Genomic DNA, 22,838 nt, shown 5'->3' on the forward strand with positions numbered 1-22,838 from the left:
CACCTCTTTTTTCATAAGATTATTGTGACATAATCAAAAGATAATTATAAGGTGACATTATCAAAAGATAAACACATACATGTATTTCTGTGGATTGTCTAGAATTGGCTGCTATGGTATAATTATATGATTGAACAATGATATGAATAGGAAAAGAGATGATATTATGAGAATAAATCCAGGAAGAGTCCTGGCCAGTTTAGGTCGTAAAGCAAAACAGTACTATAACAATCCTGAAAGATTAAAGGATTTACTAGGCTCTGCCAATCTTATTATTAGGGACAATGAGCAATTATCTGATTTGATTAACGATATTGGGAAGATGATTTCCATGGTAAAAGACTACTCGAAAAAGGAATATACATTTGTCTCCAAAGGTACCATAATTACAGTTATAGCAGGTTTGATATATTTGGTAAATCCTATTGATATTGTACCTGACTTTTTACTGGGAGGATATCTTGATGATGCTGCTGTTATTGGATATGTTGTCAGCAGGCTTAAAGGTGAAATCGAAAAATACAGCGAGTGGAAGAAAAACCAGTAGCTGGTTGGAGGTTGACATGAAAAGATTAATGATAATTTTGATGGTTATTGCTATGCTTCTGCCATCAGTAGCTTCAGCTCAGGTATTAAGACCCGGTGCACCGAAGCAATTCTCAGTGGAAGTTGTTGAAGACGAGAACCCGTACTTTATACTTAGATGGATTGATGAAGAATCCACAATTACAATTTTCCAGAACGAAACACACAAAGACAATCTATATATTCAAGTAAACTTTTATGTAAGGTATGACGATTCTGTTGTTATGAGAGAAATGAATTTCAAATACTCTGATTTAGAAAGAGAACCAGAGGGTTTTTCAAGGATTGACCTGGATCTTTTAAAGCTTGGAATTGTTGAGGAGCCTGTTAATCTTATGTTTTCATCATACAATTTCAGAGTGAGGATTGGACTTGCCCAAAGAGATATACTGGGTAGCTACACCTTGTTTGGAAGCTACAGTCCGCCTGTTACAAGCGGTAAGATGTATCCTTACAATTACGCATCACCATGGGCCATTGCAGAACTTGACAAAGCTCATCAGTACAATCTGATACCTGAAAGCATAAGCACCAATATGAGGGATGTCATTACCAGAGAAGAGTTTGCCGAAGTAATGGTTGCATATTATGAGAGCAAAACAGGGGAAGAGATTGATACTACAGGAAAGTATTTCTCGGACTCTTACAATCCGCAGGTTCTGAAAGCTGCAGCTCTTGGCATAATAACAGGTTACGAGGATGGTACGTACAGACCGGAAAACCCAATAACAAGACAGGACATTGCAGTGGTGATTACAAGGACCCTTCAAAGAATTGATACTTCAATAAGTTTAGCTTATAATCCTCTTGCGATTGAAAATGGGATAAAAGCATATGCTTATGACAGTGTTATGTTCCTTGTTGATAAGGGGATTCTTAAGGGCGATGAAAACAATAATCTTCACCCTCAGGAGTACACTACCAGGGAACAGGCTGTTATGCTTACCACAAGAGCTTACGAACACTTTGAGTAATAATGCAGGTCTGCCATCAGGCAGGCCTTTGAATATGCACAGATACTGAACTGAAAGAGAGGATAAGGAATGATTGAACAAAATATTGGCGAGTTGGCTGCATTGGCCACCGCATTCAGCTGGACTCTCGTAGGAATTTTCTTTGGAAAAGCAAGCAGTAAGATTGGAAGTTTATCAGTAAACTTCATAAAGCTCGTTTTCGGATTTGCATTTCTGACAGTTACCGCTTATATTACAAGGGGAGTGCCTTTTCCTACAGATGCCTCAATTCACAATTGGACATGGCTCACTGTATCGGGAATAATAGGATTTTTTCTGGGAGATTTCTTTATGCTTAAGGCATACATAGAAGTAGGAGTAAGGATTTCACTCCTGATGATGGCAACGAGTCCGCCCATGGCTGCATTGTTCGGTTATTTTCTTTTGGGCGAAACCCTTTCACTATCCGGAGTCATTGGAATGATGGTTACTATAATGGGAATAGTGATCGTGGTTATGAGCAGGGATAGAAGCCAACAAAAAATGAGAATGAAGTATTCACCAAGAGGACTTTTCTGGGCTTTTCTTGGCGCTCTTGGTCAGGCTGTTGGACTAATCTTCAGCAAGATGGGGCTTCTTGACTACAATACTTTTGCAGCAACACAAATCAGAATAATTGCCGGATTCATAAGCTTTGTAATCTTTGTAACTGTTATGGGAAGATGGGGTGAATTAAAGCTTGCAATAAAAGATCGTGAAGCTATTAAATACACACTTTTAGGATCAATATTTGGACCTTTCCTGGGAGTCAGCCTTTCATTGGTTGCACTGAGATATACAACTGCAGGAATTGCATCGACCATTACATCCATTACACCTATAACAATAATTCCATTCTCAATACTACTCTTTAAGGAAAAGGTAAAGCCTTCTGAGATATTTGGAGCATTTGTTTCAGTTGCTGGTGTAGCCATATTGCTATTATTGTAAAAAAGCTGTTGTTAGTAATAAAAGGGAGAGTTCATTTTGAACTCTCCTTAACTGTTTTTTGGTTTGGTTGATTTTATTCCCATTAGTCCACCAAATATTCCTAGGATTACTGACAGAGAAAGGGTGAAAATTACAAGTGTTATCATATGATCTGCAAAATCTGGAAGTACTATAAATGGAAGACTTCCTGAAAGCTGGCTATACAGGTACCTTGTTGAAAAATAAGTCATGATCAGGGAAATTAGTCCTGCCAAAAGTGACGTCAACATTCCGTTTACAAGAAATGGCCTGTAAACAAATCCGTCGGGTGCTCCGAGTAGCTTCAGGGTTCCAATTGAGTCCCTATTCAGGTAAACACCTTGTCTGATAAGGTGTGAGGTTATTACAAGAGTGGCAATTGAGACCGAAAGAAGGATAAAGATGCCAATAATCCTTATTAATCCGGAAATCTCTTGTAGCTTTTGAAGAACCTCCTTATTGTCTCTAACAAGATCCACACCGCTTAATAGAGCAGCTTCTTCTGATATTTTATCAACGGACTCTATCCTGATACCGACATCCAGGTAAGCGCTGAAGGGATTATGGTCAAAGAGCTCCACTATTCTTGAGTCACTTCCAAGGACCTGAATCATTTGTTCCCTGGCAGTTTCATCATCCACCGGAGTCACATCCATGACTCCTTCGATAGCTTCCAGTTCCTGTATCAATAGAGGGACAGAGGCGCTGTCTTCATAGTAGATACTTATTTCAGCCTGATCTTCAATCTGAGTTATCATGTAATTTGACCCAAGACCCAAAGAGAATACCAGAGCAAGAATAAAAAAGATAAATGCCAGGCTTAAAACCGACAGAAGATTTGAAGAAATATCTCTCTTAACCAGTGTCTTTACTTCCTTTAAATAATAACCTGTATTGCTGGGTCTAGTTCCCATGAGGCACCTCCTTGATTGTCATTCTGCCGTCATCCACCTGGATGTGAATGCAATCCTTCTCATCTTGTATAAGGTGCGTGGCATGGGTTGTTATAATAACAGTCGTGTCTGGGCTCCGGAAGGACTTGAGAAGCTCAAGAATCAGAACAGAATTCTTCTTGTCCAGATTTCCCGTAGGCTCATCTGCAATTATCAGCTTTGGATTTCTTGCCACAGATCGTGCTATGGCAACCCTTTGTCTTTCACCATATGAGAGATTTTCGACTGATGAATGGACTTTGTGGGATAGACCGACTTTTTCAAGTGCTTTAAGGGATCTCTCATACATATCTTCCTTTTTTATCTTTAAGAATCTCATACCGACAAGTACATTTTCATTTACAGATCGGCCATCAAGAAGCTTGAAGTCCTGGAAAACCGGCCCAATCTGCTGTCTAAGACTTTGCAGTTCTTTGTCAGTAATCTTATCCATCGAATTTCCAAGAACAAACAGCTCGCCAGAGGAAGGTTTTTCCATGCCCAGAAGGAGCTTTATTAGGCTTGTCTTACCTGAACCGCTTTGACCGGTTATATATACAATTTCTCCTGGTGGAATTGAAATATTGACATCCTCAAGACCGAAGGTCCCATCCTTATATCTGAGACTTAAATTTTTAGTGGTTATCATCGAATCTCTCCTTTAGAATAAAGATGGTCGAATCTGCAGGTCCATGTATCCATCCTGAAGATTTATTGAACGAATAGTATTGTTTCCTAGAAGTCTATGAAATTTAAGATCCAGATAACCAAAATCAAAAAGATCCATAACAGCTGACTTTTCAAGAGCAAGGCCCATATATTTACCATCCGTAATTTCAAAACGAAGTGTCTTGTTGTCAAGTATAATCAGATTACCTCTTATATCAAGATTTAGTTCAGGCATTACAAGTCTTACATAATCCTCATGGAATAACAGCTGTGGTTCAGTGGGGTAGCTTCTTTTAGATAATTCCCGGTTTAACTCTTCATCAAAAATCTTTCCACTTATTCCTGAGAAACTTATTCTTACATTTAGCATTGACTCAGGAAGTTCACCACTTTCAACTGTCTCTGTGATTCCTTGAATTGTTTCAAGAAATATAGGTTTTACATCATTCCACGAATCATCCAGCTGGGTGAGATAGCCTTCGTATCTGCCTTTCTCATCCTGAAGCGCCTGAAGGCTTTCTTCAAGAAATGCTATTGTTGTTGATTTTTCTTCAATCGTCCTTCTAAGCTCTACACGTCTATTCTCAATTTCCTTTAAATTTTCATCCAGAGTTGCCTTCACCAGGGAGAGCTCCTGCTTTTCACTCTCTATTGTAAACAAAAGGTCATTGGTGTTTCTTGAAAGATCCCTAATGCTGTTTATTCTCTTAAGCAGGATGGAAAGATTATCTGAATTTAATATAAGCTGAAGGTTTGAAAGAGGACCCTTTCTTTGGTAGGAACGAAGCACTTCTTCCATAATATCCAGGTTATCATTATATGAAACTTCTAGATTTACGATATCTTCTTCTATATTTTCAATTTTAACGGATAGTTCTTCAATTTCCCTAGAAGTTCGTTCTTCAGTTATCTCAAGGTCTCTGACTTCCTGTTGTATTAGGAAAAGGGATTCAAGAATCTCAATTTCCTCCTGACTCAGCTGGGAAATAGTTGAGTTAATTTCTCCCATTGACTGACCTGGCTCAACAAGTGTACCAAAAGAATATGTGAATATGGTGAGTAATATAGTTGTTATAAGTATGATGGCTTTGATTTTCAAGATTTTTCACCTCATATCATTTATACAATACTTGTGACGATTATGTCAATGGGTTAAGACATTGAAAAGGCCTGGCTATTCACCAGGCCGGTCAATTAATCCAATGTATGGACAAATAGTCCACTTCTTAATTTAGGCTCAAACCATGTGGATTTAGGAGGCATTACCTCTCCTGCATCTGCAATTGCCATAAGATCCTCAATGCTTGTTGGATACATCGAGAATGCTACCCTCATACCATTGAGTACTCTTTCTTCAAGCTCAGCAAGTCCTCTGATTCCTCCAACAAAGTCTATTCTTTCATCAACCCTTGGATCCATTATACCAAGAAGAGGAGTCAGAACATTTTTTTGAAGAATTGATACATCAAGTCGGTCTACTGGAGAATCCTTATCAAATGATCCTTCCTTAGCCTTTAAAACATACCATTTATCATCGAGGAACATACCAAAAGTATGCTTCTCAGTTGGTTTATACTGACCGTCTTTTGTATATTCCTCAACAGCGAACTTTTCCCTTAAGAGCTCAATAAACTCTGCTGTGGAATACTCATTAAGATCTCTTACAACACGGTTATAATCCATTATATAAAGGTCTTTGTCAGGGAAGAGGACAGACAAGAAGAAATTGAATTCCTCAGTTCCATCGTATTTTGGAAACTCTTCTCTACGTTTTAATCCCACCTTAACAGCTGAAGCTGTTCTGTGATGACCGTCAGCTATATAGAGATAGTCGACTGAGCCAAAAAGTGATACTAGTTTTTGAATAATTGATTTGTCATCAATTTTCCATATTGTATGGGTTATTTCGTCGTCTGATTGGAAATCATATATTGGATCGTTTTCCTTCATCCAATTCTCTATAATCTTATCGACTTCATCCTTGCTTCTGTATGTGAGGAAGATTGGGCCGGTGTTTGCATTCGTGTAATCTACATGGTTTATTCTGTCAAGTTCCTTGTCAGCTCTTGTATACTCATGTTTCTTTATTATATCGTTAAGATAATCATCGATGGAGCTTGTCCCAACAAGTCCTACCTGAGCTCTTCCATCCATAATCTGCTTGTAAATATACAAGCTGTCTTCGTCATCTTGGATGAAAACTTCATCTTTGATCATTTTGGCAAGATTATCTCTTGCTTTTTCATATACTTTCTCATCGTGTATATCAATATCCTCTGGAAGGTCTACCTCAGATTTATCAACATGCAGGAAGGAGTAGGGATTGTCTTTTACAACCTCCCTTGCTTCCTTGCTATTCATTACATCATAGGGCAGAGCAGCTACCTTGTCAGCAAGCTTAGGTGCGGGTCTGTGTGCCTTGAACGGTTTCAGTACGGCCATTTGCATTCCTCCTCTAAAGACTTTTTATTACTTCAACTACCTCTTCGCCGATTCTCATTTGTGCTTCATTGGTTGATCCACCTATATGTGGTGTAACAGAAACATTGGGATGGTCCAACAACTCCTTGTTCTTAGTGGGTTCTTCCTGGAAAACATCAATTCCTGCTCCAGCAAGCTTACCAGACTTAATAGCGTCCAAAAGCGCAGCCTCGTCCACAACTCCGCCACGTGCACAGTTTATTAGATAGGAGCCGTCTTTCATCAATGAAATCTTTTCGCTATCCATAAGCGCTTTTCCATCTTTCATTGCAGGTGTGTGAATTGATACAAAATCTGAGTTTTTAAGAAGTTCGTCGAGTTCCATAAAAGTAAACTCAGGATACTCATCTTTTGCACCACTTCTATTTGTATAGGCAATTTTCATACCCAGTGCACTAGCTTTTTGAGCAAGTTCTCTGGATATTCTACCGAAGCCAACCAAGCCAAGTGTTTTTCCAGCCAGTTCGATTCCCTTGTATTTCTTTTTATTCCATTCACCATTTCTCATGGTAACGTTTGAGATCCCAACAAATCTAGAAAGGGCGAGCATATGTGCCAGTACAAGCTCAGCAACAGATGCGCTGCTTGAGTTTGGTGTATTTCTTACCTTTATTCCTTTACCTTCAGCATATTTAACATCAATATTGTCAACACCGACTCCGGCTCTGATTATCATTTTCAGTTTACCGCCTTCGGCAGCTGCATCAATTATTGGTTCTCTTATCTTGGTGGCAGATCTTACAACAACAACATCATAGTTTTTCAAAGCTTCCTTAAGCTCCTCAGGCTCATAGAACTGCTCGTGGACCTCATGGCCCAGTGCTTCAAGTTCCTTAACGGCTGATTTGTCAATGCCGTCAGTAGCTAATATTTTCAACATATAATCACCTCTCTAAAGTCCGAGTATATCATCGATGGTGGAGAGAAGATCTCTGACATCATCCATGGTATAGTCTGCCATGTGGGATATTCTGAAAGTATGGTTCTTAAGGTCACCGTAACCATTGGAAATCATAAATCCTCTGTTGGCAAGCTCCTTGTTTAGGTCTCCAACACTGATTTCGCGAGTGTTTTTAATAGTGGTAAGAGTCTGTGAAAGATAGTTTTCATCCTTAACAAAAACTTCAAAATTCTTTCTTGCCCAATCTCTAACAAGCTCAGCCATTTCCTTGTGTCTTTTATATCTGTTTTCAAGACCTTCCTCAAGAATCCTGTCCAGTTGGTAATCAAGTGCAAACATGTGTGATAGGGAAGGGGTGGATGGATATTGATGGTCTTTTTTCTTGACTGTATCATATAGTGAAACCAGGTCCAGGTACAATCCTCTGTTTGGAACCTCACGGCCTGCTTCGATTGCTCTTTCAGAAACTGAGCATATTGCCAGACCAGCTGGTAATCCCAGAGCCTTTTGAGTCGATGTTATAACAACATCCATACCCCAGGCGTCTGATTCAATCTTTACGCCTCCCATGGAGCTAACTGTATCCACAAGGTATAGAACATCAGGATATTTATCCTTCAATAATGCTCCAATTTCTTTTGTCGGGTTCATAACTCCCGTAGATGTTTCATTGTGTGTTACGGTAATAACGTCATATTTTCCTGTGGCTAATGCTTCATCAACCATTTCAACAGTTGTTGGCTCACCTAGGTCTGATTTAAACAAATCTGTAGGTACATTGTTCGAAGTAGCCATTTTGTACCATCTGTCACCGAAAGCGCCCACTGAAAAAACAGCAGCCCTTTTTCTAGTTAAGGATCTGATTGCTCCCTCCATCAGACCACTTCCTGAGCTTGTTGAAAGAAGTATCTGGTTTTCAGTATAAAAGACCTTCTGAAGTTTCTCTGAAATACCTCTTTGAAGGTCGGAAGCCTCCTTGGTTCGGTGGCCTATTTGTGGTGTTGCCATTTTTTCCAGGACATCTGGAAGTACATCAACAGGTCCCGGGATAAATAATTTTTTGTGCATAGCATTACCTCCTTAAATTGGTCTTGTGTTAGTTTTACCCTAAAAGTGTATCAAATATACGTTGAATGTCAATAAAATCTGTTAACTGTGGGTTTTCAGCTTTATCCCTACTGTGATAAGATAGACATAAGACAAATATTTAGAAAAAGTGGTGAATAAAATGATAAAATTATTAGTTGGGGGAGCTAGAAGTGGCAAAAGTTCCTTTGCTGAAAAACAGTTTCAAGATAAAAATGATGTTGTCTATATTGCTACATCAAGAGTAGAAGATGATGAAATGAAGGATCGAATTGATCACCACAGGGAAAGTAGACCAGATTTTTGGCGAACTTTCGAAGGGAACTACAACCTGGCAGAGGCTGTAGGAGATGAAGAGCATTATCTTTTGGATTGTCTTACAGTTTTGACCTCAAACATAATGTTTGATATGACATATAAATCAAAAAGAACCGTCCCCGATGATTTTATTCCCAATGATTTTAAAGAGGATGAAAAAATTAGTCCCAAGCTTCAAAAAGAGGTTGAAGACAGGATTTTCAAAGAGGTTCTGCAACTGATTGAAAAGGTTGAAGAAAATGGATATACACTAATTATGGTAACAAACGAGGTTGGGTATTCACTTGTGCCTGAGCATCATATAGGCAGAGTATTTAGGGATATCCAGGGAAGACTTAATCAAAGGGTTGCTGAAAAATCGGATGAGGTCTATCTAGTCAGCTGTGGAATACCAGTGAGGTTAAAATAATGGATGGATTGATTCTGGCATTACAGTTTTTTACAAGAATACCAGTTGGCAAAGAGGTTTCCTTCAATGAAAAAAACATTGGAAGAAGTCTATTCTTCCTGCCTTTTATTGGAATAATAATAGGTTGTATTGCTGCATTGCCCATCATTATGCTTCACAGTACCAGCAAGATGATTGCATCCCTTCTATCCATACTTGTAATTGCAACCTTTACAGGTGGATTGCATTTGGATGGTTTGGCTGATACATTTGATGGATTCCTTTCAGGTAGAAAAAGGGATCGTGTAATGGAGATAATGAAGGATAGCACACTTGGTTCATTTGGTGCTCTTGCCTTGATATTTCTTATTCTTTCAAAGTTCGTTGCGGTGTATGAGCTGCCAGCCAGTGCGTGGATTGCAATCCCACTATCTCTTGCCAATGCAAGACTTGTTGCAGGATATGTGATTCTTGCAAAGAAGAATGCAAGGGAAGATGGCTTGGGAGTATTGTTTAAAAGTTCAGTTGCAGGCAAAAATATTATTATGGCAGGAATAATTTACATAGGGATAATAATGTTTATAAATCCGTGGTATATTCTACCACTTGCGGGGAGCTTGGTAGTTGGAGAGGCAATGACACTATGGTCATACAAGAAGATAGATGGATTGACAGGAGATGTATACGGAGCAATCATTGAGTTGTGTGAGGTAGCATCAATGATAATATTTTGGGGAGTGACAGTATGGATATAATATTTATTAGACATGGGGAGTCCCATGATAATCTTGAGAAGAGATTCAGCAGGGACTTTACAACCCTAACAGAGGAAGGAATCGAACAAATAAAGAATACTCGAACCTTGCTTGAGAAATATCATTTTTCTAAGGTTTATGTAAGCCCCTTGAAACGAACACTTCAGACACTTTCATATCTTGGTCTCCAAGGGGAAGAGGATGACAGGATAAGAGAGATGAACTTTGGAGTCTTTGCAGGACTTACTTTCCAGGAGTATCAGAAAGACTATCCTCAAGAGACAAAGTTATGGATGGAGGACTCGTTTAATTACACAATACCAGAAGGTGAGAATATCACAGATACATATAAGAGAGTGGAAAGTTTTATGGTCGATCTTCTTGATAGAAATGAGAATGTCTTGGTTGTAACCCACGAGGGAATAATAAGACTGGCCTGCTGCTGGGTAATTGGTAGTTCAGAGCACTTCTTCAGATTCAGGATTGAAAATGCAAGTCTTACTGTTATTTCAGCAGACAAGGACTACAGATATATAAAGAAGCTTAACCACAAATAGGAGGGCGAAATGAGTAGAAGAATTGTAAATTGCATCAGTACAATAGAAGAGCTGGATGTACAGGAGTTTAACAAGGCTGGCTGCGGTGTTGAGTTACAGGATTTTGTGGAGCCGAATCTATCAGAGGAGCAGATAGATAAGCTGGTCCGTGACTATAGCACAAAACTCCCTGAGCTTAAAGGAATAAAATCCTTGCACGGACCATTCCTCGACCTCAAACCCTCAAGCCCTGACAAGGACATCAGGCGAATCAGCCAGATAAAGTATAGGAAAACTCTTGAAATTGCTCACGAGCTGAATGTTCAATTTGTGGTTTTTCACAGTCAGATTAACCCATATCTTAATCAGTCTTTTTTAAGGGAATTGAATAACAAGCAGGCAGCTGAATTTTGGAAGGCAATAATGGAAGTGACGCCCTATAAAGGAAAGGTAGTAATAGAAAACGTATTTGAAGAGTCACCATATATGCTAAAAGAACTGATTGATCAAATTGGACAAGATAGAATTGCTATAAATATGGACATTGGTCATATGAATATTGGTCATTCATCTTTGTCCGAATGGGTTCATGTACTTGGAGAAAAAATCGAGTATATACATATCCACGGAAACAATGGAATGGAAGATCAGCACCTGGTTCCAACTGATGAAAAAATTGAGAGCGTGTTAAGAATCCTGAATAAGGAGGGGATTGATCCAGTGCTTGCACTTGAATACAGGGTTCAAGATCCTGTAAAGGAGATTAAGAGATATAACATATAATAGATTGCTTGCTCGACCTGATCATTTCCTTAATTAAACAAGGGAAGATTAGGGTATATTACAGTACAGAGCATTTAGTAACAAAATAAATATAAAGGGGAGATATATATGGGACTAGTTACATCAACTGAAATGTTCAGGAAAGCACAGCAGGGTGGCTATGCAATTGGTGCCTTCAATGTAAATAATATGGAGATTATCCAGGGTATTGTGGATGCTGCCAAGGAAGAAAAGTCAGCCTTGATCCTTCAGGTTTCAGCCGGAGCGAGAAAATACGCAAATTCAATTTACCTGGTAAAACTTGTTGAGGCTGCTCTTGAAGACAGCAATCTTGACATAGTGCTTCACCTTGATCATGGTGAGGATCTAAACATAGTTAAGCAATGTATTGACGATGGTTTTACATCAGTTATGATTGATGCATCTCATTATCCATTTGAGGAAAACATAAGAATTACCAAGGAAGTTGTAGACTATGCACACGCAAGAGGAGTTGTTGTTGAAGCCGAGCTAGGGAAATTAGCTGGAGTAGAGGATGCTATCAATGTAGCCAAGGAGGATGCAACCTACACAGATCCTGAAGAAGCTGTAGAATTTGTTAAGAGAACAGGAATCGACTCACTGGCAGTTGCAATCGGAACAAGCCATGGCGCATATAAATTTAAGGGAGAACCAAAACTTGATTTTGCAAGACTTGAAGAAATTGGAAAGCTGATGCCAAATACACCTTTGGTTTTACATGGAGCTTCAACAGTGTTGCCTGAGTTTGTAGAGCTTTGCAACAGGTATGGTGGAGATATCCCAGGAGCACAGGGTGTTCCCGAAGAAATGCTAAGAAAGGCAGCCAAGATGAATGTAGCCAAGATAAATATTGATACAGATCTTAGACTTGCCATGACAGCTGCCATAAGACAATTTCTAGTTGAGAATCCATCAGAATTCGACCCAAGAAAGTACCTTGGACCAGCCAGATCAGCTATCAAGGGAATGGTACAACATAAAATCAAGAATGTACTTGGATCAAGCGGATCAAATCTTTAGGATAAGGGGGCGTTTTGCCCCTTTGATTTTTTGCGGGAGTTGGTAACATGGACAGATTTCCTGATATTGAAAGAGTTCACCAGATTCTGGATGAAATAGCAGAAACTTTGCCTCCTGAGTTTTTCAATAGACTTAATGAAGGAGTTGTTTTACTTCCACAGCACAAGTATCATCCAAAAAGCCGAAATGATAGAAGACTCTATGTTATGGGGGAGTATCATAAAAGCATCACAGGAAGCCATATACGAATATATTATGGCTCATTTAAACGAGTGTTTAGGAATATATCTGAAGAAGAGTTAAAGAATCATCTTGAGCATACTCTTGTGCACGAATTCACCCATCACCTTGAAACTCTCGCCGGAGAAAGAGGACTGATTATCAAGGATCATGAAGCTTTGAGAAAGTATCTCCAGGATTGATTTGGTGAAGTTGAGCAAAGCAAAAGAAGGATGAACCCTCTATTTAAGGATTCATCCTTCTTCTTAATCCATAATCTCACTAACTGCAGACTTTACAGATGAAATGAGAAAACCTGCATCCATACCAACTGCAACTCCTTGATAACCCAGTTCAAACATCTTTCTTGCCGATGCTGCATCGGTTGAGAATATAAAGGAGTATTTGTTATTGTCCTTGGCAGCTTTTAAAATTCTATTCAGCGCTGCTTTAAACTTGGGATTGTCAAATTGAGCTGGAATTCCCAGACCGATTGATAGGTCAAATGGGCCAACAAAGATACCATCCACTCCTTCAATGGACATAATCTCCTCAATGTTTTCGAGACAGCCAATGGTCTCACATTGGGGTATAAGTAAAGTTTCTCTGTTACAGGTTTGAAAGTATTCACCCAGATCCTTTGCAAACTCCTTTTCACCATACCCTGCAGATCTTGCCTTAAAATAACCTCTTTTTCCAACAGGTGTATACTTTGACCATTCAACGAGCTTCTTTACCTCATCAACAGTTTCAACACAAGGCACAATAAGACCCTTTGCACCAATATCAAGATTCCTAAGCATGGAAGGTCTTGAAATATCAGTTACCCTGACTAGTGTTGTAAGCTGGACTACCTCAGCAGCCCTTGTAAATCTAGCAGTGCTTTCGGCATTATACGGTCCGTGTTCGGTATCTACGATAATAAAGTCAAGACCAGTATAGCCTAGCGATTCAACAACTTCTTCGCTTCCAAGTTCAAAAAAAGTACCCAGAACATTTTTACCTTCATCAAGTTTTCTTTTCATTGAATTCAACAACTATAACACCATCCTCTCATATGATTACTTTACTGTTATCTAGCGTAGAAGTCAATATATGTCAGTGGTTGTGTAATAAACGAATCCAATTAGGGTAAAAGTTGTATATTGAAAGGAGTGATCAGATTGATAATTAAGACTCTTGTAGAAAATCGATCAGTATCAGAGGATTATGAAACAGAACATGGGCTAAGTATGTATATTGAAGTGGGGGAAAGGAAAATTCTCTTTGATGCAGGTGAAACTGACAAGTTCATAAAAAACGCCGAGAAAATGGGAGTTAAGCTCGAGGATGTGGATATGATGATCCTATCTCATGGACATTACGATCATGGCGGAGGCATCAAGGATTTTATGGAAATAAACAGTAAGGCGCTTATCTATATTCATAAAGAGGCTTTCAGAGCACATGGGTCAATAAAAGAAGGGAAAAGGAAGGACTCTGGAATAGATATTTCCCTGATGAATAATGATAGAGTACGATTTGTTGACGAAGACTTGTATTTTGATGATGATCTGATTCTATTCTCACATATTAAGGGAAGTGAAATGTTGCCCAGAGGAAACAATAGATTACTTATGAGAGTAGATGAAAAATGGAAGCAGGATGATTTCCACCATGAACAGAATTTACTTATAAAAGAAAATGATAAAAGAGTATTACTAGTTGGGTGCTCACACCGAGGCATTGTAAACATTCTTGACCAGTGTGACAAACACCTTGATAGACCTCTTACAGCCGTTATTGGTGGATTCCATTTGTATGATCTGGATAAAAACAAGGAGGAGGACAGAGAATTCCTAAATGAAGTTGCTGAAAAACTAAATATAAATGATATAGTTTATTATACAGGGCATTGTACAGGATACGATCAATTTGAGTATTTAAAAGATATAATGAAAAGTCGAATTGAGTATCTGGCAACCGGAACAATTATTGAACTATGACTCGTAGATGATAGATGTCATAAAATTCATTATACTCATTGTAATTGAAGTGCTTATATAAGTATGAAAAATAAAAAAATTAGTGTAAAACAATGAAGTATCGAGTATAATTGAAATGTAGAGTGACAAAATATTTGGAGAACGAGGGATATAATGGCTAGGGAAAAAGAAATGATATATGGTTGTCTACTTGGTGGTGCAATCGGTGATGCGCTGGGCTACCCTGTGGAATTCATGAATTATACAGACATTTTGCAGAAGTACGGCACTGGAGGGATTAGAGAGCTGGAGAAGGGGAAGGCAATAGTATCTGATGATACGCAGATGACCTTGTTCACAGCCGAAGGAATCCTGCTTACTACATCAAAGGACAAGGTAGTGGACAATATATATCTTGCTTATCTTAGGTGGTTGGCAACGCAAGGCTACAATATTCCTGTTATCGAGGAAGGTTGGCTTATTCACGACTCAAGATTTCATAATAGAAGAGCACCAGGCAATTCCTGCCTTGATTCTCTTAAAAGTGGAAGAATGGGTCAAGTTGAGAAGCCAATCAATAATAGCAAGGGATGTGGTGGTGTGATGAGGGTTGCACCGCTGGGAATTCTCTGCCCACCAGATGATGCATTTCTATATGGAATGAAATCTGCTGCCATTACCCATGGGCATCCATCGGGATACTATCCAGCTGGTGCTCTTGCAAGGATTATATCTCTGATTTTCAATGATCACACTTTGTCGAAATCGGTAGAGAATACACTTGAATATCTTGAGGGATACGAAGAGAGTGAAGAAACGCACAAGGCACTGAAGAAAGCATATGAATTGAGTAAAGAAGATAATGACATATATAAAGATATTTGTAGTCTCGGTGAAGGTTGGGTCGGAGAAGAAGCTCTTGCAATAGGAGTTTATTGCGCACTGCGTTTTAATGATGATTTCAAGTCGGCATTAATAGCTGCTGTAAATCACGATGGAGACAGTGACAGTACAGGCTCAATTACAGGAAACATTTTGGGTGCAGTTCTTGGAACTGATGGAATCCCTGAACAATGGGGCTACAGGGTAGAACTTAGAGATAAGATCAACATTCTGGCCGATAGACTTTATTACAAGCACCAACTTTATTACAATTAATTAGCTAATACCTCCCAATATAGATTTCCCCTGCAAGGAGATAGTTTCTCTTTTGCAGGGGAAATTTTTATTCATTTGTTAAATTTCCATTATATACTTGCCTAAAGCGGAGGGATATTCTAAGATGAATATATAAATAAAATAAAGGCGGTGGTTGTCATTTCCGATATTAGAAGAGTTTATGTAGAAAAAAGAGAAGGCTTTGATGTAGAGGCCATGCATATGCTTCATGAAATCAGAGAATCCTTGGAGGTTGCTGGACTTGAATCAGTGCGGATTCTCAACAGATATGACTTTACATGCAAAGACGAGGAAAGCTTTGGAGAAATTGTGAACAAGATTCTCTCAGAACCCAATGTTGATATTGTACATAATACAGATCTACCACAATTTGACGGGAAAGCTCTGGCAATAGAATATCTTCCAGGTCAGTATGACCAAAGAGCTGATTCTGCTGAGCAGTGCATACAGATTCTATTGGGTGATATGGATGCAAAGGTTAAAGCAGCTAAAGTACTTTTACTTGTAGGGGAAATCACAGATGAGGATTTCAAGAGAGTAAAGGAGTATATTATCAACCCTGTTGATTCAAGGGAAGCGTCAATGGCAATACCTAGATCACTTTTAGACCAGACATCAGAACCAGAGGATGTAAAAACACATGTGGGTTTTATTGACTTCTCGGATGAAGAACTGGAAAGCTTCAGACAGGAAATGAGTTTTGCAATGAGCTTTGGAGACATTGAGTTAATAAGGGATTACTTTAGGAATGATGAAAAAAGAGACCCAACTGTAACGGAATTAAAAGTTATTGACACCTATTGGTCAGACCATTGCAGACATACTACTTTCTTTACTGAAATTGAAGACATAAAAATCCAGGAAGGAAAGTATCAGAAGGTCTTCCAGGATTCATTGGATCGATATTATGAGTCCAGAATGGAGACTGGCGTTAAAAAACCAGTAAGCTTAATGGATCTGGCTACTATAAATGCTAGAGAAACCAGGAAAAATGGATTGCTTGACAATCTGGATATATCAGATGAAATCAATGCTTGCAGCATTGAAATCGATGTGGACATAGACGGAAATACAGAGAAGTGGCTGTTGATGTTCAAGAATGAAACTCATAACCACCCAACGGAGATTGAACCCTTTGGTGGAGCAGCTACGTGTCTGGGTGGAGCGATCAGAGACCCACTATCCGGTAGAAGCTATGTGTATCAGGCCATGAGGGTCACAGGCAGTGGAGATCCAAGAACGCCAATGGATCAGACCATTCCCGGCAAACTGCCTCAGAGGAAGGTAACCAGGGAAGCAGCAAAGGGATACAGCTCCTATGGAAATCAGATTGGACTATCTACAGGACAGGTTACAGAAATCTACCATGAAGGATACGTTGCAAAACGAATGGAGGTTGGTGCTGTTATTGCAGCGGCTCCAAAGTTGAATGTTATTAGAATAAAACCCAAGTCTGGGGATATTGTACTTCTCGTCGGTGGAAAGACGGGAAGAGATGGCATCGGTGGGGCGACAGGTTCGTCCAAATCCCATACTGAGGAATCACTGGAAACTTCAGGTGCAGAGGTTCAAAAAGGAAATGCTCCTGAAGAAAGAAAAATTCAGAGATTGTTCAGAAAGCCTGAACTGGCTAGCCTGATAAAGAAATGCAATGACTTCGGGGCAGGTGGAGTTTCTGTTGCAATTGGTGAGCTGGCAGACAGCATAACAATAGATCTAGACGTAATACCCAAGAAGTATGAAGGACTTAACGGTACAGAACTTGCCATTTCTGAGTCACAGGAAAGGATGGCAGTTGTAATAGATCCAAAGGACCTGGAAGAATTTAAACAGCTGGGACGCCAGGAGAATCTTGAAGTGACAAAGGTAGCTGACATAACAGATACTGGAAGACTGATTATGAACTGGAAAGGCAACAGTATTCTCGATATAAAGAGAGAGTTTCTTGACACCAACGGAGCGAGACAATTTGCAGATGTTGTACTTGCAAGCCCAGCTGAAAAAAACAGAGAGAAAATGAATTACAGTTCATTCCAGGAAGGACTTGAAAAAACACTTTCAGACTTGAATGTTTGTTCCCAGAAGGGAATGAATGCAATGTTTGACAATACTGTAGGAGCAGCAACTGTTCTGATGCCAGAAGGTGGGAAGTACAGACTTACGCCGATAGAGGGAATGGCTGCAAAGATCCCAGTACTGGAGGGTGAGACTACGACTGCAAGTCTTATGACATTTGGCTATGACCCGGAAATATGTGAATGGAGTCCGTATCACGGAGGAGTCTATTCAGTACTCCAGGCAATCTCTAAACTTGTTGCCATGGGAGGAGACTACACTAAGGCGAGACTCAGCATGCAGGAATACTTCGAAAAGCTTGAAAAAGATCCTTTAAAATGGGGCAAGCCATTCAGTGCATTGCTAGGCGCCTATATCGCTCAATCTGAACTTGGGATCGCAGCAATTGGAGGAAAGGATTCCATGTCAGGAACTTTTAACGACATTTCAGTACCACCTACAATAATAACATTTGCAGTAACAACAGATAAAACAAAGAATATACTTTCACCTGAGTTCAAGAAAACAGATTCAGAAGTATATCTGGCAGAGATAAAAACAGACGAGAATGATCTTCCAAATTTTGATGAAGTCAGAAAAACATATGTTGATATCAAGTCGCTGATTGATAAGGGAGTCATCCTTTCGGCAATGACAGTATCCAATGGTGGAATTGCTGCTTCAATAAGTAAAATGAGCTTTGGAAACAAAATAGGATTCAAATTTGACAATATTGAACAAAACGAATTATATGACAAAAAAATTGGTAGCATCCTTGTTGAAGTGGATGCATCAGATGTAGATAAAATACCTGAGAATTTTAGAAAGATCGGGACGACAATATCAGAACAAAAGCTGATAATTGGTGAGGAGTCAGTTGGGCTGGATAAACTTATCGATATCTGGTTAAATACTCTGAAAGGAGTATTCCCAATAAAGCTTGATGTGGATGAAGATATAAGAAATCTGACAAGTGATGCGACACCAAAGCCATATGGCGGAATTAAGATAGCAAGACCAAAAGTCTTTATTCCAGTGTTCCCGGGAACAAACAGTGAATACGATTCAATAAGAGCATTTCAGAAAGCTGGTGGAATAGTATCGAGTACTGTATTTAGAAATCAGTCTTCAGAGGATATCAATGATTCATTGAAGGAATGGGCAAGTGAGATCTCCAAGAGTCAGATTCTTATGATTCCTGGAGGATTCAGTGCGGGGGATGAGCCTGAGGGATCAGGGAAATTCATAGCAACCATATTTAGAAATCCTTACTTGTCTGAAGCAGTGATGGATCTGTTGAAAAACAGAGACGGGCTTGTTCTTGGAATATGTAATGGCTTCCAGGCGCTAATTAAGCTTGGACTTTTGCCAAATGGTGAAATAGGAACAATTGATGAGACTTCACCCACAATCACATTCAATAGAATCGGAAGACATATTTCACAGCTCCAACCGACAAGGGTAGTGTCAAAGCTGTCACCATGGTTTGCAAACACGGAGGTAGGAGAGATTTATACAATGCCACTATCTCACGGAGAGGGAAGATTTGTAGCCAAGGATGATGTTCTTACAAAGCTAATTGAAAACGGACAGATTGTTTCACAATATGTGGATCTTGAAGGAAATGCAACCTATGATGGATACTATAATCCAAATGGGTCCTTGATGGCTGTTGAAGCCCTTACAAGTCCTGATGGAAGAGTCCTGGGTAAAATGGGTCACTCAGAAAGAATAGCAGATGACATCTATAAGAATATCCCAGGCGAAAAGAATCAAAGATTATTCCAGGCTGGAATAGACTATTTCGGATAGGATTTAAAGAGAGGCTAGCTTGAATTCAAGCTAGCCTCTTTATTCTAAATTCTTTCCTGATCCTTTAGCTCTTTCAAGAAATACTGCATCTGTATTCTCCACCAAGGCCAATCATGATTTACGTCTTGACCCCAGTAATCAACCCAGGCAGGTATTCCCTTGCTTTTTAGGATTGTATCCATTGCCCTTGTGTCGCGAATTGAATCTTCCTCCCAGTTTCCTTGTCCCGTGCATATTATTATGTTGCCATTTCTGTATGCAGCGAGATAATTTTCATCCTCAATATTACTAAGGTAATCAACTGGGGAATTTAAATAAACATCCGTATCAGACACATTATCACCGACAAAAAAAGCAATGTCATATATTCCACTAAGTGCTATAAGAGTATCAAATACATCAGGATGTCTAAAATAAAAATTTGCACTGTGATATCCTCCCATGCTGCAGCCAGTTGCAATCATGGGACCTTGCCAGCCGCTGTGTTCCTTAACAAATGGAATCAGCTCATCAGTAATATAAGTATCGTACTGATTGTGACGATTGGCCATATCACCTGCCCAAGCGTGCTTATTCAACCAGGATTCGTTATCAATGCTGTCAACGGCATAGAATCTAACATATCCTGACTCAATAAATCCCTGACATGCCTCAATCATTCCAAAATCCTCATACTCATAAAACCTGCCGCCTGATGATGGAAAAACTATTATAGGCTTTCCAGCGTGACCATAGCTTTTAAAAGGCATTTCCTTGCCAAGTATTTCACTGTAAAATTCATGGTATTCAATATTCATGGTATGACCTCCCAATATAGTATGAAATCAGCTAAGACTTAGTATATAATCTGCAGCATCTCTCAATGGTTCAAATTCTTCTGACCTTAGAACATAAGCATAATCTCCCAAAGCAGCAGAGAAAACAGTCGCTATCGGTCCGTCTGAGAGTATAAGATTTCCGAACCTATCGTAAGCATTATTCCTAGCAACCTCATAGTCAATATCGATTTTCTTCTTTATGCCAACAAAACCACAATAGTATTTTGCTTTAGGAAAATCTCCAATATCCTTTCCCGCAACCATCAACGCATATTTTCTGTATATGTCAATGTCATAGGCGTAATTAAACATATCCAGCGAAAGGCCACCCGGTGGTCTGACATTTATTTCCAGTGCTATAAGTTTTCCTTCCGTAGTCCTAAAAAACTCAATGTGAAAAAATCTTTCCTTAAGCTGAAACTCCTTTACAGTCTTTAAGCCGTAATCAAGTAGATCATCTGGAAAATCTCTCTGGTTATGGTAAAACTGGTTTAGACTTTCATTGACTGTTTCCATAATACCTGTTCCAAAGATAAATGAGTTCATGAAAACAACATTTCCTTCCTTATCTGCTAGACCATCAAATGTATGGATTTCTCCATTGATGAATTCTTCCATAATGTAATCAATGGAGGGTTTTGATTTATAGAAATCTACAAGGTCCTGTTCTGTTCTTATTTTGTAAGTGTTTGATGCACCGACACCACTATCAGGCTTTGCACAGACAGGGTAGCCAACTTCATCAATAAATCTCCTTGCATCATCAATTTGGGGTACAACTCTTCCTCTTGCAACAGGAATTCCAGCTTTGATAAAGTGCTGCTTCATTCGGGATTTCATCTTAACGGATGATATGTCAGATGTCTTGAATCCATTGACATTAAAGTCGGTTCTAAGCCTTGCATCCAGTTCCAGCCAATGTTCATTGTGAGACTCAATGTAATCAAGCTTTCCATATTTAAATGTAAAATAGCCACAAGCTTTAAGCATTTGGTCGTAGTTCTCCATGTTCTCTAATCTATAATATTCAGTAAGGGATTCGCGTAATTCTTGATCCAAGGAATCAAAGGATTCAGAACCCAAGCCCAGAACAGTTATACCTTCTTTCTTCATGGCAACAGCAAAATACTTGAAATTTGAAGGAAAGTGAGGTGATACAAAAACATAGTTCATAATTTGCCTCCTTTTGATAAAGTCTTTTGTATTTTAAAAAATATTATAACAGTTTCAAATCTGTAATACTATAAAAAATAGAAAATTCAGATAAATTTTTTTACTCTATCATATATTTACATCAAGAGAAATTAAGAAAAAACTATATTAATGACATAAATTGGATAAAAATATTAAAAAAAACGTGAATATCTGAACAAATACAGTATAATATAATAAAGGTATATAAAAGCCGAAAATTAACAGGAGGGTCACATGGAAAACATAAAGATTGTGAAATGTTCAGAAGCTTCAGATGACGACATTTACAATGCTTTTGCAGAAGGATTCTCAGATTACATGATAGAAATAAAGCTTAGTAAAGTAGAATTTTTTGCAAGATTTTTTGGTGCAGAAGGAAATAAAAGAGATAATTCACATATTGCTTATGATTATGAACGACCTGTCGAAGTGGTTCTCGGAGGTGTCATCACATACGATGATATCAAGACTCTCAGATGCGGTACGCTATCAGTTGTACCTGCGTATAGAAGAAAAGGCCTTGGTCGTATGCTAATGAACAAGCACGAGGAAATAGGTAGAGATAACAACTGTCAAATGCTGATGCTGGAGGTTATTTCAGAAAACGAAAGAGCAGTTGATTTCTACGAGGAACTTGGTTACGAAAAAGCCTACTTTTTAAGATATTATACATTGAAGGAATTGAGGAAATTCCCAGGCAGAGGTTTGGTAGTCGATAAAATACGGCAAGAGATGATAAACAGGATCAAGCCAATTCTAAATGAGACACATATAAACTGGCAGAATTCACTTGATTATACTGATAAATTGCAAAATATAAACTATTATGGAATAACAAGCCGCTCAAATCTTGTTAGTTTTATTATATTTGACAACAAGGGTAAAATATTCAGAATGTGGACTCATCCTGGTCATCGTAGGGAAGGGCATGGAGTTGCACTCTTGCATAAAGTCATTGAGGTTACTGGAAGACAGGAGCTATACATGAGTGTTTCAAGTAATGCAGGAATATCTAACTTCCTTAGAAGATTTGGATTTGAAAAGGATTCCCTTTACCAATATGAAATGATTAGACCACTTATTTTGTTTGTGTTAACTTAAAACTGTACCACCATATTAATTGAAAACTGGTCCACCAATAAAATATAATACCCTTTAAAG

Annotated in this window: 22 protein-coding genes; 13 read left to right on the forward strand and 9 right to left on the reverse strand. The window is 38.8% G+C overall.

What is annotated here, in order from left to right; genetic code table 11:
* Nucleotides 1-142 precede the first annotated feature (142 nt).
* The 3 genes from ACOEN1_RS11310 to ACOEN1_RS11320 all read left to right on the forward strand — a co-directional run bounded on the left by ACOEN1_RS11310 (nucleotide 143) and on the right by ACOEN1_RS11320 (nucleotide 2,528).
* Entirely contained in the window at nucleotides 143-547 is a 405-nt protein-coding gene (locus ACOEN1_RS11310) for a YkvA family protein (RefSeq protein ID WP_422487015.1), read from the forward strand.
* Nucleotides 548-563: 16 nt separating this feature from the next.
* Entirely contained in the window at nucleotides 564-1,559 is a 996-nt protein-coding gene (locus ACOEN1_RS11315) for an S-layer homology domain-containing protein (RefSeq protein ID WP_422487016.1), read from the forward strand.
* Nucleotides 1,560-1,628: 69 nt separating this feature from the next.
* On the forward strand, nucleotides 1,629-2,528 hold the full coding sequence (locus tag ACOEN1_RS11320) for a DMT family transporter (RefSeq protein ID WP_422487017.1): 900 nt from the start codon (nucleotides 1,629-1,631) through the stop codon (nucleotides 2,526-2,528).
* A 47-nt stretch (nucleotides 2,529-2,575) separates the two neighbouring features.
* Here ACOEN1_RS11320 and ACOEN1_RS11325 read toward each other — a convergent pair whose 3' ends face one another.
* The 6 genes from ACOEN1_RS11325 to ACOEN1_RS11350 all read right to left on the reverse strand — a co-directional run bounded on the left by ACOEN1_RS11325 (nucleotide 2,576) and on the right by ACOEN1_RS11350 (nucleotide 8,597).
* On the reverse strand, nucleotides 2,576-3,460 hold the full coding sequence (locus ACOEN1_RS11325; RefSeq protein WP_422487018.1) for a cell division protein FtsX: 885 nt from the start codon (nucleotides 3,458-3,460) through the stop codon (nucleotides 2,576-2,578).
* Nucleotides 3,450-4,127, reverse strand: a complete 678-nt coding sequence (locus tag ACOEN1_RS11330) for a cell division ATP-binding protein FtsE (RefSeq protein ID WP_422487019.1) — start codon at nucleotides 4,125-4,127, stop codon at nucleotides 3,450-3,452. Before ACOEN1_RS11330 ends, ACOEN1_RS11325 begins: the two co-directional genes overlap by 11 nt.
* Nucleotides 4,128-4,139: 12 nt before the next feature.
* Nucleotides 4,140-5,156, reverse strand: coding sequence for a coiled-coil domain-containing protein (locus ACOEN1_RS11335; protein WP_422487020.1), 1,017 nt, complete (start codon nucleotides 5,154-5,156; stop codon nucleotides 4,140-4,142).
* Nucleotides 5,157-5,341: 185 nt separating this feature from the next.
* Nucleotides 5,342-6,589, reverse strand: coding sequence for a DUF1015 domain-containing protein (locus tag ACOEN1_RS11340; protein WP_422487021.1), 1,248 nt, complete (start codon nucleotides 6,587-6,589; stop codon nucleotides 5,342-5,344).
* Between the two features lie 13 nt (nucleotides 6,590-6,602).
* Nucleotides 6,603-7,508, reverse strand: coding sequence for a D-2-hydroxyacid dehydrogenase (locus ACOEN1_RS11345; RefSeq protein WP_422487022.1), 906 nt, complete (start codon nucleotides 7,506-7,508; stop codon nucleotides 6,603-6,605).
* Nucleotides 7,509-7,520: 12 nt separating this feature from the next.
* Nucleotides 7,521-8,597, reverse strand: coding sequence for a pyridoxal-phosphate-dependent aminotransferase family protein (locus tag ACOEN1_RS11350; protein WP_422487023.1), 1,077 nt, complete (start codon nucleotides 8,595-8,597; stop codon nucleotides 7,521-7,523).
* A gap of 160 nt (nucleotides 8,598-8,757) precedes the next feature.
* On the opposite strand from ACOEN1_RS11350, the gene cobU reads away from it, so the two are divergent.
* The 6 genes from cobU (at nucleotide 8,758) to ACOEN1_RS11380 (ending at nucleotide 12,858) form a co-directional block, all read left to right on the forward strand.
* On the forward strand, nucleotides 8,758-9,342 hold the full coding sequence (gene cobU, locus ACOEN1_RS11355; protein ID WP_422487024.1) for a bifunctional adenosylcobinamide kinase/adenosylcobinamide-phosphate guanylyltransferase: 585 nt from the start codon (nucleotides 8,758-8,760) through the stop codon (nucleotides 9,340-9,342).
* Nucleotides 9,342-10,076, forward strand: a complete 735-nt coding sequence (cobS, locus tag ACOEN1_RS11360) for an adenosylcobinamide-GDP ribazoletransferase (RefSeq protein WP_422487025.1) — start codon at nucleotides 9,342-9,344, stop codon at nucleotides 10,074-10,076. The genes cobU and cobS overlap by 1 nt, the downstream gene beginning before the upstream one ends.
* Nucleotides 10,067-10,633: a histidine phosphatase family protein gene (locus ACOEN1_RS11365; RefSeq protein WP_422487026.1), complete on the forward strand. Its 567-nt coding sequence runs from the start codon at nucleotides 10,067-10,069 to the stop codon at nucleotides 10,631-10,633. The genes cobS and ACOEN1_RS11365 overlap by 10 nt, the downstream gene beginning before the upstream one ends.
* A 9-nt stretch (nucleotides 10,634-10,642) precedes the next feature.
* Complete coding sequence (locus ACOEN1_RS11370; RefSeq protein WP_422487027.1) at nucleotides 10,643-11,395, forward strand: sugar phosphate isomerase/epimerase family protein; 753 nt, start codon at nucleotides 10,643-10,645, stop codon at nucleotides 11,393-11,395.
* 108 nt (nucleotides 11,396-11,503) lie between these two features.
* Nucleotides 11,504-12,436 (forward strand): class II fructose-1,6-bisphosphate aldolase, encoded by a 933-nt coding sequence (gene fba, locus ACOEN1_RS11375; protein ID WP_422487028.1) that lies wholly within the window; start codon nucleotides 11,504-11,506, stop codon nucleotides 12,434-12,436.
* Nucleotides 12,437-12,483: 47 nt separating this feature from the next.
* Entirely contained in the window at nucleotides 12,484-12,858 is a 375-nt protein-coding gene (locus tag ACOEN1_RS11380; RefSeq protein WP_422487029.1) for a metallopeptidase family protein, read from the forward strand.
* Nucleotides 12,859-12,921: 63 nt separating this feature from the next.
* On the opposite strand, the gene ACOEN1_RS11385 is transcribed toward ACOEN1_RS11380, so the two are convergent.
* Entirely contained in the window at nucleotides 12,922-13,680 is a 759-nt protein-coding gene (locus ACOEN1_RS11385; RefSeq protein ID WP_422487030.1) for an HpcH/HpaI aldolase family protein, read from the reverse strand.
* A gap of 138 nt (nucleotides 13,681-13,818) precedes the next feature.
* Between ACOEN1_RS11385 and ACOEN1_RS11390 the strand changes: the two genes are divergently transcribed.
* From ACOEN1_RS11390 to ACOEN1_RS11400, 3 genes are all read left to right on the forward strand, one after another.
* Nucleotides 13,819-14,640: an MBL fold metallo-hydrolase gene (locus tag ACOEN1_RS11390; RefSeq protein ID WP_422487031.1), complete on the forward strand. Its 822-nt coding sequence runs from the start codon at nucleotides 13,819-13,821 to the stop codon at nucleotides 14,638-14,640.
* A gap of 153 nt (nucleotides 14,641-14,793) precedes the next feature.
* On the forward strand, nucleotides 14,794-15,777 hold the full coding sequence (locus ACOEN1_RS11395; RefSeq protein WP_422487032.1) for an ADP-ribosylglycohydrolase family protein: 984 nt from the start codon (nucleotides 14,794-14,796) through the stop codon (nucleotides 15,775-15,777).
* 150 nt (nucleotides 15,778-15,927) lie between these two features.
* Nucleotides 15,928-19,665 (forward strand): phosphoribosylformylglycinamidine synthase, encoded by a 3,738-nt coding sequence (locus tag ACOEN1_RS11400; protein WP_422487033.1) that lies wholly within the window; start codon nucleotides 15,928-15,930, stop codon nucleotides 19,663-19,665.
* 44 nt (nucleotides 19,666-19,709) lie between these two features.
* Here the strand turns inward: ACOEN1_RS11400 and ACOEN1_RS11405 are convergent, their stop codons facing one another.
* Nucleotides 19,710-20,462, reverse strand: coding sequence for an esterase family protein (locus ACOEN1_RS11405; RefSeq protein ID WP_422487034.1), 753 nt, complete (start codon nucleotides 20,460-20,462; stop codon nucleotides 19,710-19,712).
* Between the two features lie 27 nt (nucleotides 20,463-20,489).
* A complete protein-coding gene (locus ACOEN1_RS11410; RefSeq protein WP_422487035.1) occupies nucleotides 20,490-21,656 on the reverse strand; it encodes an ATP-grasp domain-containing protein in 1,167 nt (388 codons plus the stop codon).
* 255 nt (nucleotides 21,657-21,911) lie between these two features.
* Between ACOEN1_RS11410 and ACOEN1_RS11415 the strand changes: the two genes are divergently transcribed.
* Nucleotides 21,912-22,778, forward strand: a complete 867-nt coding sequence (locus ACOEN1_RS11415) for a GNAT family N-acetyltransferase (RefSeq protein WP_422487036.1) — start codon at nucleotides 21,912-21,914, stop codon at nucleotides 22,776-22,778.
* The last annotated feature ends 60 nt before the right edge of the window (nucleotides 22,779-22,838 follow it).

Source organism: Gudongella sp. DL1XJH-153, assembly GCF_049310905.1.
Classification (GTDB): Bacteria; Bacillota; Clostridia; order Tissierellales; family Tissierellaceae; genus Gudongella.

Excerpts from the sequence above, each read along its gene's own strand:
- cobS (WP_422487025.1), top strand. The coding sequence starts at position 9,342 with ATGGATGGATTGATTCTGGCATTACAGTTTTTTACAAGAATACCAGTT.
- ACOEN1_RS11405 (WP_422487034.1), bottom strand. The coding sequence starts at position 20,462 with ATGAATATTGAATACCATGAATTTTACAGTGAAATACTTGGCAAGGAA.
- ACOEN1_RS11365 (WP_422487026.1), top strand. The coding sequence starts at position 10,067 with ATGGATATAATATTTATTAGACATGGGGAGTCCCATGATAATCTTGAG.
- ACOEN1_RS11350 (WP_422487023.1), bottom strand. The coding sequence starts at position 8,597 with ATGCACAAAAAATTATTTATCCCGGGACCTGTTGATGTACTTCCAGAT.
- ACOEN1_RS11320 (WP_422487017.1), top strand. The coding sequence starts at position 1,629 with ATGATTGAACAAAATATTGGCGAGTTGGCTGCATTGGCCACCGCATTC.
- ACOEN1_RS11335 (WP_422487020.1), bottom strand. The coding sequence starts at position 5,156 with ATGGGAGAAATTAACTCAACTATTTCCCAGCTGAGTCAGGAGGAAATT.
- ACOEN1_RS11330 (WP_422487019.1), bottom strand. The coding sequence starts at position 4,127 with ATGATAACCACTAAAAATTTAAGTCTCAGATATAAGGATGGGACCTTC.
- ACOEN1_RS11325 (WP_422487018.1), bottom strand. The coding sequence starts at position 3,460 with ATGGGAACTAGACCCAGCAATACAGGTTATTATTTAAAGGAAGTAAAG.
- ACOEN1_RS11310 (WP_422487015.1), top strand. The coding sequence starts at position 143 with ATGAATAGGAAAAGAGATGATATTATGAGAATAAATCCAGGAAGAGTC.
- ACOEN1_RS11380 (WP_422487029.1), top strand. The coding sequence starts at position 12,484 with ATGGACAGATTTCCTGATATTGAAAGAGTTCACCAGATTCTGGATGAA.
- ACOEN1_RS11315 (WP_422487016.1), top strand. The coding sequence starts at position 564 with ATGAAAAGATTAATGATAATTTTGATGGTTATTGCTATGCTTCTGCCA.
- ACOEN1_RS11340 (WP_422487021.1), bottom strand. The coding sequence starts at position 6,589 with ATGGCCGTACTGAAACCGTTCAAGGCACACAGACCCGCACCTAAGCTT.
- ACOEN1_RS11395 (WP_422487032.1), top strand. The coding sequence starts at position 14,794 with ATGGCTAGGGAAAAAGAAATGATATATGGTTGTCTACTTGGTGGTGCA.
- ACOEN1_RS11345 (WP_422487022.1), bottom strand. The coding sequence starts at position 7,508 with ATGTTGAAAATATTAGCTACTGACGGCATTGACAAATCAGCCGTTAAG.
- ACOEN1_RS11410 (WP_422487035.1), bottom strand. The coding sequence starts at position 21,656 with ATGAACTATGTTTTTGTATCACCTCACTTTCCTTCAAATTTCAAGTAT.
- ACOEN1_RS11385 (WP_422487030.1), bottom strand. The coding sequence starts at position 13,680 with ATGAAAAGAAAACTTGATGAAGGTAAAAATGTTCTGGGTACTTTTTTT.
- fba (WP_422487028.1), top strand. The coding sequence starts at position 11,504 with ATGGGACTAGTTACATCAACTGAAATGTTCAGGAAAGCACAGCAGGGT.
- cobU (WP_422487024.1), top strand. The coding sequence starts at position 8,758 with ATGATAAAATTATTAGTTGGGGGAGCTAGAAGTGGCAAAAGTTCCTTT.
- ACOEN1_RS11370 (WP_422487027.1), top strand. The coding sequence starts at position 10,643 with ATGAGTAGAAGAATTGTAAATTGCATCAGTACAATAGAAGAGCTGGAT.
- ACOEN1_RS11415 (WP_422487036.1), top strand. The coding sequence starts at position 21,912 with ATGGAAAACATAAAGATTGTGAAATGTTCAGAAGCTTCAGATGACGAC.